This window comes from Cellulomonas fimi (assembly GCF_012952065.1).
In the GTDB taxonomy this organism is placed as follows: domain Bacteria; phylum Actinomycetota; class Actinomycetes; order Actinomycetales; family Cellulomonadaceae; genus Pengzhenrongella; species Pengzhenrongella fimi_A.
In genome coordinates, this window is sequence record NZ_JABCJJ010000005.1 from 100,910 (window position 1) to 112,522 (window position 11,613).

The following is an 11,613-nucleotide window of genomic DNA, read 5'->3' on the forward strand; positions in this document are numbered from 1 at the left end:
TCAGCGACCCAGGAACTTCTCGAGCCCCGCGGGCAGCTGGATCTCGTCGGCGTCGCGCGCGCCGTCCTGCGCCTCCCCGAGCCCGAACGCCGAGCCTTGCGGCGCGCGCGGCGCCAGACCGGCGGCGCGCTCGGCCGCGAGCCGCTCCTGCTCGGCGCGCTTGGCCGGGTTCCCCGACTTGCCCTTCTTGCCGCGCGGCGCCGGCGCGGTCCTGCCACGGGACTTCTTGCCACCCATGCCCGGCAGGTTGCCCATCCCGGGCATGCCCGCCATGCCGGGCATGCCGCCGCCCTTGGCCATCTGCGCCATCATCTTCTGGGCGCCGGCGAACCGGTCGAGCAGCTGGTTGACGTCGGTCGCCGTCGTGCCGGAGCCGCGAGCGATGCGCGCACGTCGCGAGCCGTTGATGATCTTCGGGGCGCGCCGCTCGGCGGGCGTCATCGAGCGGACGATCGCCTCGATCCGGTCGACCTCGCGCTCGTCGAAGTCGTCGAGGGCCTCACGCATCTGCCCCATGCCGGGCAGCATGCCCAGCATCTTCTTCATCGAGCCCATCTTCCTGAGCTGCTGCATCTGCACGAGGAAGTCCTCGAGCGTGAAGCCGTCGCCCGAGACGAGCTTGGCCGCCATCGCCTCCGCCTGGTCGGCGTCGAACGCCTTCTCGGCCTGCTCGATGAGCGTGAGCACGTCGCCCATGTCGAGGATGCGCGAGGCCATGCGGTCCGGGTGGAAGACCTCGAAGTCGGTGAGCTTCTCACCGGTCGACGCGAAGAGGATCGGGCGGCCGGTCACCGAGGCGACCGAGAGCGCCGCGCCACCGCGCGCGTCGCCGTCGAGCTTCGACAGCACCACACCGGTGAACCCGACGCCGTCGGCGAAGGCCTGCGCGGTCGCGACCGCGTCCTGCCCGATCATCGCGTCGATGACGAACAGGATCTCGTCAGGGTCGACGGCGTCCCGGATGTCGGAGGCCTGCTGCATCAGCTCGGCGTCGACGCCGAGACGGCCGGCCGTGTCGACGATGACCACGTCGTGCTGGCGTGAGCGGGCCGTCGCGAGCCCGTCGCGGGCGACCGCGACCGGGTCGCCGGGCACACCGGCGCCCTCGTGGCCCGCCGTGCCGGGGTGCGGGGCGAAGACCGGGACGCCGGCGCGCTCCCCCACCACCTTGAGCTGGGTCACCGCGTTCGGCCGCTGGAGATCGGCGGCGACGAGCAACGGCGTGTGGCCCTGGCCGCGCAGGTGGAGCGCGAGCTTGCCGGCGAGCGTCGTCTTGCCCGCGCCCTGGAGACCCGCCAGCAGGATGACGGTCGGGGGGGCCTTCGCGAAGGTCAGCGGACGGTTGTCGCCGCCGAGGATCGCGACGAGCTCCTCGTTGACGATCTTGACGACCTGCTGCGCAGGGTTGAGCGCGCCGGACACCTCGGCCGAGAGCGCGCGCTCGCGCACCGTCGACGTGAACGCGCGGACGACCTGCACCGCGACGTCGGCGTCGAGCAGGGCCCGACGGATCTCGCGGACGGTCGCGTCGATGTCCGCCTCGGAGAGCCGGCCCTTGGTGCGCAGGTTCTTGAAGGTCGACGTCAGTCGATCGGACAGGGTGGCGAACACCGGGGATCCTCACCGTTCGTTCTCAGGACCGTTCGTTCTCAGGTCACGGACGGTCCAGCGTACCTGCCAGCCCCGCCGTGGCCCGGTCCGTGAGGTCGTCCACGAGTCTCGCGCGCCACGCGGTCCAGGCGGTCGGCCCGGCGGCGGACGCGTCCGCCTCCGTCAGCGCGCGCAGCAGCACGAGCAGGTCGAGCCGGTGGTCGACGGCGTCGAGCAGCTCCCGGAGGGTCGCGGGGTCGTCGGGATCCCGGGTCGTCGCGAGCCCCGCGAGCGTCAGGTGGTGGCGCACGAGCCGTGCGACGTCCGCGCGGGTCGCGTCCTCGAACCCCATCCGCGCCAGGATCGGCTCCACGAGCCGCGACCCCTGTGCGCAGTGGTCGGTCGCGCCGGGCCGCTTGCCGATGTCGTGCAGGAGAGCCGCGAGCAGGAGCGTCCCGAGCCCGTCGCCGAGCCGGAGGCCACGGGCGACGCGCGACGCCCGGGCCGCGGTCTCGACCAGGTGCCGGTCGACGGTGTGCCGGTGGACGGCCGAGCGCTGCGGCCGGTTGCGCACCGCGGCCCACTCGGGGATCCAGGAGGTGACGACTCCCGCCAGGTCGAGCTGCTCCCACACCGGCACCTGCGCCCGTCCGCTGCCCAGCAGCTGGAGCAGCGACTCGCGGGCCGCGCGGGGCCACGGCTCGGGCAGCGACGGGGTGCGGCTCAGGCTCGCGACGGTGACGGGTGACAGCGGGAGCCCGGTCCGGGCCGACGTCGAGGCGGCCCGCAGCGGGAGCAGGGCGTCGTCCGCGGGGCGCGCGTCCACGCCGAGCACCAGCTCGCCGTCGTGCTCCACGAGCCCCTCGCCGACCGAGCGCAGCCGCGGCGCGGCGCGCCGTCCGCGCACCAGCACGGGGCGCCGCGTGAGCGCGGGACGCTGGAGCGCCTGGCGCGCGTGCCGGACCGTCGTGTCGAGCGCCGCGGAGATGATGCGCCCGGCCTCGGCGAGCCCGGCGAGGAGGTCGTCCGCATCGTCGGCACCGACCAGGTCCGCGACCTCGTCCTGGTCGGCGAGCAGCAGCCGGTTGGTGCGTCGGCGCGTCGCGACCTGGAGCGCGTCCCGGACGTCGAGGAGGTGGGCGTGCGCGGCGTCGACGGCGCCGTGCGGTCGGTCCGTGAGCCAGGTCGCCGCGAGCGCGGACAGCACGACGGCGTCGCGGATCCCGCCGCGCGACTCCTTGAGGTCGGGCTCGACGAGGTAGGCCAGCTCGCCGTGCCGTTCCGCGCGCTCGCGCGTCGAGGCGAGCAGCTCGGGCAGGCGGCGCCGGGCGGCCGACCGCCAGTCGGTCAGCAGCGCCGACCGCGCGCGGTGCACGACGACGACGTCGCCCGCGACCGGCCGCAGCTCGAGCAGCCCGACGGCCGCAGGAAGGTCCGTCGACGCCACCTGGCGGCACTGCGCGAGCGAGCGCACCGCGTGGTCCAGGTCGAGGCCGGCGTCCCACAGGGGGTACCAGAGGCGCTCCGCGAGCCCGGCGAGCTGTTCGGCGGAGTGCCCGCGCCCGTCGTGCACGAGGACGAGGTCCAGGTCGCTCGCCGGGCTCGGGTCACCGCGCCCCACGCTCCCCACGGCGCCGAGCGCGATGCCCGACGGGCCGTCGGGGCCGCCGTCGGCCTCCTCCGTCACCGACGCCCAGAGCCCCGCGAGCCGCGCCATGACCAGCTCGGCGACGGCGGCACGCCGCGCGGCCCCGTCGGACCCGGGTCCGCTCAGGCGGGTGGCGAGGTCCAGCCGGTCGACCCGGAGGTCCCGCACCCCGTCACGGGGGTGCGGGACCTCGGGCGCCCGGGTGGCCATGCCTAGAGGGCCTCGGCGCCGTGCTCGCCGGTGCGGACGCGGGCGACGTCCTCGACCGGCACGACCCAGACCTTGCCGTCGCCGATCTTGCCCGTCTGGGCCGCCTTGACGATCACCTGCGTCACCGAAGCCGCGTCCTCGTCCGTGACGAGCACCTCGATCCGGACCTTGGGCACGAGGTCGACGGTGTACTCGGCGCCCCGGTAGACCTCGGTGTGCCCGCGCTGCCGGCCGTACCCGCTCGCCTCGCTCACCGTCATGCCACGCACGCCGAACGCCTCGAGCGCGGACTTCACGTCGTCGAGCCGGTGGGGCTGGATCACCCCGGTCACGAGCTTGGTCATGCCGTCACCTCCGTCCGCGTCACGGGGACGCTGTCCGTCGTCGTCGTCGTCGTGCGGGCCCCGTCGTGCGAGGAGATACGAGCGCCGAGCGCCTCGTACGCCGTCTCGCCGTGCACCCCGAGGTCGATCCCGCCGACCTCGGTCTCCTCCGGGACCCGCCAGCCCATCGTGGCCTTGAGCGCGAGCGCGATCACCAGGGTCACCACGCCGGAGAAGAGCATCGCCACCGCGGCGATGATCACCTGGATCACGAGCTGGTCGATCCCGCCGCCGAGCAGGAGCCCGGTGTCGGTCGCGAGGAACCCGAGCGCCACGGTGCCGACCAGGCCACCGACCAGGTGGACGCCGACGACGTCGAGCGAGTCGTCGTAGCCGAACCGGAACTTGAGCCCGACGGCGAGCGCGCACAGCGCCCCGGCGACCAGCCCGAGGACGAGCGACGTGACCGGGGTGAGCGCCCCGGCCGCCGGCGTGACCGCGACCAGGCCCGCCACGATGCCCGACGCCGCACCGAGCGACGTCGCGTGGCCGTCACGGATCCGCTCGGTGGCGAGCCAGCCGAGCACCGCCGCGGCGGTGGCCGCCGACGTGTTGACCCACGCGAGGCCCGCGAGCCCGTCGGCCGTGAACGCCGAGCCCGCGTTGAACCCGAACCAGCCGAACCACAGCAGGGCCGCGCCGAGCATCACGAACGGCAGGTTGTGCGGGCGCATCGGCTCCTTGCCGAAGCCCCTGCGCCTGCCCACGACCAGCGCGAGCACGAGCGCCGCGACGCCGGCGTTGATGTGGACCACGGTGCCGCCCGCGAAGTCGATCGGGGTCGTGTTCGCGGTGCCGTCGGTGGCCCCGAACAGCGCCGCCGCGATCCCGCCCTCCGCGCCGCTCAGCAGGCCGCCGCCCCAGACCATGTGCGCGAGCGGGAAGTAGCTCAGCGTGACCCAGATCGCCGCGAAGACCATCCAGGTGCTGAACCGCACGCGGTCGGCGATCGCGCCGCTGATGAGGGCCGTCGTGATGATCGCGAAGGTCACCTGGAAGGCGACTCCCACCGCCACGGGGACGCCGAACCCGTCGATCGCGAACTCCCCCGCGTCGTCGTACAGCGTCCCGGCGAGACCGAACTGGTCGAACGGGTTGCCCACGATGCCGCCGAGGTCCGAGCCGTAGGACATCGACCAGCCCCACAGCACGTACACGACCATGATCACGGCCATCGCGCCGAACGACATCATCAGCATGTTGAGGACGGACTTGCCGCGGACCATGCCGCCGTAGAAGAACGCCAGGCCTGGCGTCATGAGGAGCACCAAGGACGCTGACATCAGCATCCAGGCTGTCGCTCCGGTGTCCAGCTCCATGTGGATCGCCTCTCCCCTCGCCGGCCGGGCGGCCGGTCGGGCACCACGGTCGGGGAGTGCGGTTTCCCCTGGTGGCACGAGGCGTTACGGCGGTGTGACAAGGTGCGCACCCACGTAAACGTTGCGTTTCGCGGGTCGTGCAGCGGCCGGTCGATGGGCCGGCGCTACGCCGTACCGTCCCCCAGCAGGCCGTCCACGAAGTCGTCGACGTCGAACGGCGCGAGGTCGTCCGCCCCCTCGCCGAGGCCGACGAGCTTGACCGGCAGCCCGAGCTCCCGCTGGACCGCGACGACGATGCCGCCCTTGGCCGTGCCGTCGAGCTTCGTCAGCACGACCCCGGTCACGCCCGCGACCTCGGCGAACACCCGGGCCTGGTTCATGCCGTTCTGGCCCGTCGTGGCGTCCAGCACGAGGAGCACCTCGCTCAGCGGGGCCTCCCGGGTGATCACCCGCGTGATCTTCCCGAGCTCGTCCATGAGTCCGGCCTTGTTCTGCAGCCGGCCGGCGGTGTCCACCAGCACGACGTCGGCGCCCGTGCTGCGACCCGTGCGCACCGCGTCGAACGCGACCGCGGCCGGGTCGGCGCCGTCGCGGTCCGACCGGACGGTCGGCACGCCGACCCGCGAGCCCCAGGTCTCGAGCTGGTCGGCGGCCGCGGCGCGGAACGTGTCCGCGGCACCGAGGACCACGGTGCGCCCCTCGGCCACGAGCACGCGCGCGAGCTTGCCGACGGTCGTCGTCTTCCCCGTGCCGTTGACCCCGACGACGAGCACGACGGCGGGGCGCGGCTCGCCGTCGTCCCCCACCACCGGCTGGGTGGCGAGCGAGCGGTCGAGCGACGGGTCGACCAGCGCGACGAGCTGCTCGCGCAGCAGCGCTCGTGCCGCCGCCGGGTCCTGGATCCCCCGGACCCGGACCTCCGTGCGGAGCGCGTCGATCAGCTCACCGGTCGGCCCGGCGCCCACGTCCGCGAGCAGCAGGGTCTCCTCGAGCTCGTCCCAGTCGTCCTCGGTGAGGTGGTCACGCGAGAGGACGGCGAGCAGCCGGGCGCCGAGCGGTGAGCCCGAGCGGGCGAGACGCCCGCGGAGGCGCGCGAGCCGTCCGCCGACCGCCTCGGGCACCTCGAGCTCGGGCGCGAGCTCCGCCGGGGTGTCGGGCACGACGACGTCGGGCTCGGTGACCGGCGGCGGGACGAGTCCCTCGGTCGGCGGCGCGTCGGTGGGAGGCGCGTCGGCTGGAGGAGTCTCGGGGGCGCGCTCCGCGGGCGGCAGCGTCGGGGGCCGCCGGCGCCGGCGGGACACCACGGCGACCGCCGTCCCGAGGGCGGCAAGGGTCGGCAGGCCGATGGCGAGGAGGAGCTCGAGGGTCTCGTTCACCGGAGAAGTGTCTCAGGAGGGGCCGGGCGTGCCGCGCAGCAGGGGCCGGGTGGAGGCGGCGGCGGACGGCTCAGCGACGGGCGTGCGCGACGCCGCGCACCGCCCGCGCGCGCACCCGTCCCCAGGTCCCGGTGAGGTCGTCCACGCGCAGGTACGGGTCCTCGTCGACCTCCGTCGCCGCGAAGAACTCGTCGAGGTCGTCGTCGACCGCGTCGTCGTGCGTCGTGACCAGCGGTCGGCCGCCGCGCACCTGCTGGATGCCGCCGCGCAGCGTGGCGAGGAGGCCGGCGGGCCCGCCCTCGCGCCCGCCGGCCACGCTCGCGAGGACGAGGACGAGGACGGCCGCAGCGAGCGCGACGAGGGTCCCGACGAGGATGGAGGTCATGGGCCCATCCTCTCCCGCCCACCGTGGCCGGACGCGCCGGCAGGGCGCTGCGGCGGTGCGATCCGCACCACATCTTCACGTGCCGCCTTCACGGGCCGCCGACACGGACCGGCGTCCGGCGCGGTGTCACGCGGGCGCGGGCTGGCGGTCCTCCCGCATGCGCTGACTGATCACGGTGGTCACGCCGTCACCCCGCATGGTGACGCCGTACAGCGCGTCGGCGATCTCCATCGTGCGCTTCTGGTGCGTCACCACGATGAGCTGGCTGTCCTCCTGGAGCTCGGTGAAGATCCCGAGCAGCCGGCCCAGGTTCGCGTCGTCGAGCGCGGCCTCGACCTCGTCCATGACGTAGAACGGGCTCGGGCGCGCCTTGAAGATCGACACCAGGAGCGCGACCGCCGTCAGCGACCGCTCGCCGCCCGAGAGCAGGGACAGCCGCTTGACCTTCTTGCCGGCCGGCCGGGCCTCGACCTCGATCCCGGTCGCGAGCATGTCGTCCGGCTCGGTCAGGACGAGCCGCCCCTCGCCGCCGGGGAAGAGTCGCGGGAAGACGCGCTCGAACTGCGCGGCGGTGTCGCGGTAGGCGTCGGTGAACACCTGCTCGACGCGCTCGTCGATCTCGCGCACGATCTCGAGCAGGTCGGCCCGGGACTTCTTGAGGTCGGCGAGCTGGTCGGTGAGGAACTTGTGCCGCTCCTCGAGCGCCGCGAACTCCTCGAGCGCGAGCGGGTTGACCCGGCCGAGGAGCGCGAGGGCGCGCTCGGCCGCCCGCAGGCGCTTGGTCTGCTCGTCGCGCACGTACGGGATCTCGTGCGGGCCCTCGTCGGCGTCCGCGCCCCGCTCGCCCAGCACCGGGACCGGCCGGTCGGGCCCGAACTCGTCGAGCAGCACCTGCGGGTCGAGGCCGAGGTCCTCGACCGACCGCGTCTGGAGCTGCTCGATCCGGAGCAGCTGCTGCGCCCGCGCCACCTCGTCCCGGTGCGCGACGTCCGTGAGCTCGGCGAGCTGTCGCGCGAGCACGTCGGCGTCGGCCCGGAGCGCGGTCAGCGTCACGTCGCGCTCGGCGCGCGCCGCCTCCGCGGCCTCGCGCTCCGCACCGGCGCGGTGCAGCGAGACCTCGAGCGCCGCGAGGGTCTGCTGCGCCCCGCTGCGCACCGCCTCGGCGAGGCGGGCCTGGTGCACGCGCACGCGCTCGCGCTCGGCCGCCCGGGCCCGCGCGACGCGCTCGGCCTCCGCGGCGCGTTCGAGCGACTCCGCCCGGCCGGCGAGGGCGCGTGCGCGCTCCTCGCTCGTCCGCAACGTGAGGCGTGCGTCCGTCTCGCGCCCCCGCGCCTGCGTGGCGAGCTCGGCGAGCCGGTCGCGCTCGACGGTCCCTGCGGCGATCGCCGCCTCCGTCTCGGCGGGCTCGGTCTCGGCGGCCGCGAGCCGCTCGGCGAGCTCGACCAGCTCGGCCTGATCGGCGGCGAGCGCCTCCGCCGCCCTCGCGAGCGAGACCTGGACGCGCTCGGCCTCGGCACGGGCGCCCCGCGCGGTCGCGCCGAGGTGACCGAGCTGCTCGGCCACGGCCGCGAGAGCGGCGTCGGACTGGTTGAGCCGGTCGAGCGTGTCCTCGTACGCGGCCCGCGCGGCGGCCTCCGCCTCGGTGGCGACGGCGAGCTCGAACCGGGCGCGCTCGCCCCGCGCGACCGCGTCGGCCTGGGCAGCGCGCGCCTCCTCGAGCGCGGCCTGCAGGTGCAGGACGCTCGGGGCGGTCGCGGACCCGCCGGACGCCCGGGTGCTCGAGAGCAGGTCCCCGCCGCGGGTGACGACGCGGAGCCCCGGGTGGTCGGCCACGATCGCCCGGGCCGTCGCGAGGTCCTCGACCACGACGACGTCGGCGAGCAGCGCGTCGACCGCCTGCCGCACCTCCTGCGGCGCCCGCACGAGGTCGACGGCCCGCTCGGCGCCCGGCGGCACGTCACCCGCCACCGGCAGCGCGGAGGAGCCGCCGATCACGAGCGTGGCGCGTCCGGCGTCGTCGGTCCGGAGCCGGCGGATGGCGTCGACGGCCGCGTCGACCGACTCGACCGCGACCGCGTCGGCCGCCGGGCCGAGCGCCGCCGCGATGGCGTCCTCGTTGCCGGGGGTGATGCTGAGCAGCGCGGCGAGCGACCCGAGCGTGCCGGCGAGCCCGTCCGCAGACAGCAGCGCGCCGGCGCCGTCCTTGCGCGTGAGGCTCAGCTCGAGCGTCTCGATCCGCGCGCTCGACGCCGACCGGTCACGCTCGGCCGCGGCCAGCTCCTCGCGGACGGTCCGCACCCGCGTGGTCGCCTGCTCGACGGCGTCCGCCGCGGCCTCGTGCTCGGCGTCGAGGCCCTCCTCGCCCTCCTCGACCCCGGCGACCTGGGTCTCGAGCGCCGCGAAGTCGCTCGTCGCCTGCGCGGCGCGGCGCTCCGCCTCGGCGAGCGACTCACGGAGCCGGCCGATCTCGCTCTCGGTCGCCTCGACCCGGCTGCGCCGCGCGGCCACCTGGCCGGCGAGCCGCGCGAGCCCCTCCCGGCGGTCTGCCGCGCCGCGCAGCGACGTCGCGAGGCTCCGCTCGGCCTCCGTCGACGCCGTCTCCGCCTCGTGACGCGCCGTCACCGCGGCCGCGAGCGCGGCCCGCGCGAGGTCGACCTCGGCCGCGAGCTCGGCCTCGGCCGCCCGCACCCGTTGGGCCTGCGCCTCGAGGTCGTTCGGGTCGCGGCGCGCCTCGGGCTCGGCGGCCGCGGAGCCGAGCAGGCGCAGCCGCTCGGACGCGAGCGTCGACGTGCCACGCAGGCGCTCACGCAGCGACGAGAGCCGGTACCAGACCTCGCTCGCGTCCGAGAGCCGGGGGGCCTCCTCGGCGGCGAGCCGCTCGACGTCGGCCAGCCGGGCCCGTGCACCGTCCAGCCGGGTCTCGACCTCGGTGCGCCGCGCGCGCAGCGCGGACTCGTCCGCGATCTCCTGCTCGAGCGTGGCGCTGAGCTGGGCGAGGTCGTCGGCGAGCAGCCGCGCGCGGGCGTCGCGCAGGTCCGCCTGCACCGTCTGCGCGCGTCGGGCCACCTCGGCCTGCTTGCCGAGCGGTCCGAGCTGCCGGCGGATCTCGCTCGTCAGGTCCCCCAGACGCGTGAGGTTGGCCTGCATCGCCTCGAGCTTGCGGAGCGCCTTCTCCTTGCGCTTGCGGTGCTTGAGGACCCCGGCGGCCTCCTCGATGAAGCCGCGGCGCTCCTCGGGCGTGGCGCGCAGGACCGCGTCGAGCTGCCCCTGCCCGACGATCACGTGCATCTCCCGGCCGAGGCCCGAGTCGGAGAGCAGGTCCTGGATGTCGAGGAGCCGGCACGACGAGCCGTTGATCGCGTACTCGGACCCGCCGTTGCGGAACAGCGTCCGCGAGATCGTGACCTCGGTGTACTCGATCGGGAGCGCGCCGTCGGTGTTGTCGATCGTGAGCGACACCTCGGCCCGACCGAGCGGCGGCCGGCCGGCGGTGCCGGCGAAGATGACGTCCTCCATCTTGCCGCCGCGCAGGGACTTGGCGCCCTGCTCGCCCATCACCCAGGCGAGCGCGTCGACGACGTTCGACTTGCCCGACCCGTTGGGGCCGACGACGCACGTGACGCCCGGCTCGAAGCGCAGCGTCGTCGCCGAGGCGAACGACTTGAAGCCGCGCAGCGTCAGGGTCTTGAGGTGCACCGGGGCAGCCTACGAGGTGCGCGGCGGGATCGCGGACTGCCGTGCCGTGCGCGAGCGGTGCGTCACCCGCGGGATCACGGACGCCTCACCTGCAGCTCACGCGGGCGTCACAGGCCCGGGAACCACAGCCCGATCTCGCGCGCCGCCGACTCCGGGGAGTCGGAGCCGTGCACGAGGTTCTGCTGGACCGCGAGCCCCCAGTCCCGCCCGAGGTCGCCGCGGATCGTCCCCGGCGCGGCCCCGGTAGGGTCGGTGGTCCCCGCGAGCGCACGGAAGCCCTCGATCACGCGCTGACCCTCCGCGACCACCGCGAGGACCGGGCCCGACCGCATGAAGTCGACGAGCGGGGCGTAGAACGGCTTGCCCTCGTGCTCGGCGTAGTGGGCGGCCAGGAGCGCGTCGTCGGCGGTCCGCAGCTCGGCGGCGACCAGCCGGTACCCCTTGGCCTCCACGCGGCGCAGGATCTCCCCCGTGAGCCCACGTTCGACGGCGTCCGGCTTGACGAGGACGAGGGTGCGCTCGGTCTGGGCAGCGGTGTCGGTCATGAGGTCAGACCCTAACCAACTCAGCCCTGGCCGACCGGGTGCGCCGCATCCCAGTCGGCCTTCTCGCGGTCGATCCGCGCGCCCAGCCGCAGCCCCGTGACCCACAACGCCACGAACACGCCGGCGACCACGAGCGTCATCGTGCCGACGAAACCGGCCGCCTCGACCGGCGCGACGAGGAGCGCGACGCCGCCCAGGAGCAGCAGCACCTGGACGATGCTGCCCGCCACGTACCCGCCCGGGCTGCGCAGCATCCCGGAGAGCAGGAGGAGCACGATGCTGAGCGTCCCCCCGATCGCCCAGACCACGCTCCCGGGCGCGGCCCGCAGCGCGTACGCCATCGCTGTCGCGAAGAGCACCACGAACGCCTCGAGCACCAGCGTGGTCGCGGCGAAGGTGCGCCGGGCGGAGCGACGCCGCGCGGCTCCGGCGGGCACGTCGGACTGCGGGGTGGTCATCGC

9 protein-coding genes are annotated in these 11,613 nt (G+C 75.1%); all 9 read right to left on the reverse strand.

Features of this window, described 5'->3' with window-relative positions; genetic code table 11:
- The 9 genes from ffh to HIR71_RS05105 all read right to left on the reverse strand — a co-directional run bounded on the left by ffh (position 1) and on the right by HIR71_RS05105 (position 11,610).
- Entirely contained in the window at positions 1-1,611 is a 1,611-nt protein-coding gene (ffh, locus tag HIR71_RS05065; RefSeq protein ID WP_169323970.1) for a signal recognition particle protein, read from the reverse strand.
- Between the two features lie 43 nt (positions 1,612-1,654).
- The gene (locus HIR71_RS05070) at positions 1,655-3,448 is read right to left on the reverse strand and encodes a [protein-PII] uridylyltransferase family protein (protein WP_169323971.1); all 1,794 of its coding nucleotides are present in this window, start codon (positions 3,446-3,448) and stop codon (positions 1,655-1,657) included.
- Between the two features lie 2 nt (positions 3,449-3,450).
- Positions 3,451-3,792: a P-II family nitrogen regulator gene (locus HIR71_RS05075; RefSeq protein ID WP_169323972.1), complete on the reverse strand. Its 342-nt coding sequence runs from the start codon at positions 3,790-3,792 to the stop codon at positions 3,451-3,453.
- The gene (locus HIR71_RS05080; protein ID WP_169323973.1) at positions 3,789-5,150 is read right to left on the reverse strand and encodes an ammonium transporter; all 1,362 of its coding nucleotides are present in this window, start codon (positions 5,148-5,150) and stop codon (positions 3,789-3,791) included. Before HIR71_RS05080 ends, HIR71_RS05075 begins: the two co-directional genes overlap by 4 nt.
- A gap of 164 nt (positions 5,151-5,314) precedes the next feature.
- A complete protein-coding gene (gene ftsY / locus HIR71_RS05085; RefSeq protein WP_169323974.1) occupies positions 5,315-6,526 on the reverse strand; it encodes a signal recognition particle-docking protein FtsY in 1,212 nt (403 codons plus the stop codon).
- Positions 6,527-6,596: 70 nt separating this feature from the next.
- Positions 6,597-6,911 carry a hypothetical protein gene (locus HIR71_RS05090; protein ID WP_169323975.1) on the reverse strand — a complete coding sequence of 105 codons (315 nt, stop codon included), beginning with the start codon at positions 6,909-6,911 and terminating at the stop codon, positions 6,597-6,599.
- 126 nt (positions 6,912-7,037) lie between these two features.
- Positions 7,038-10,607, reverse strand: a complete 3,570-nt coding sequence (gene smc / locus HIR71_RS05095) for a chromosome segregation protein SMC (RefSeq protein WP_169323976.1) — start codon at positions 10,605-10,607, stop codon at positions 7,038-7,040.
- A 107-nt stretch (positions 10,608-10,714) separates the two neighbouring features.
- Positions 10,715-11,152: a nucleoside-diphosphate kinase gene (gene ndk / locus HIR71_RS05100; protein ID WP_169323977.1), complete on the reverse strand. Its 438-nt coding sequence runs from the start codon at positions 11,150-11,152 to the stop codon at positions 10,715-10,717.
- A 20-nt stretch (positions 11,153-11,172) separates the two neighbouring features.
- Positions 11,173-11,610, reverse strand: a complete 438-nt coding sequence (locus HIR71_RS05105) for a DUF4233 domain-containing protein (protein ID WP_169323978.1) — start codon at positions 11,608-11,610, stop codon at positions 11,173-11,175.
- Positions 11,611-11,613: the final 3 nt, after the last annotated feature.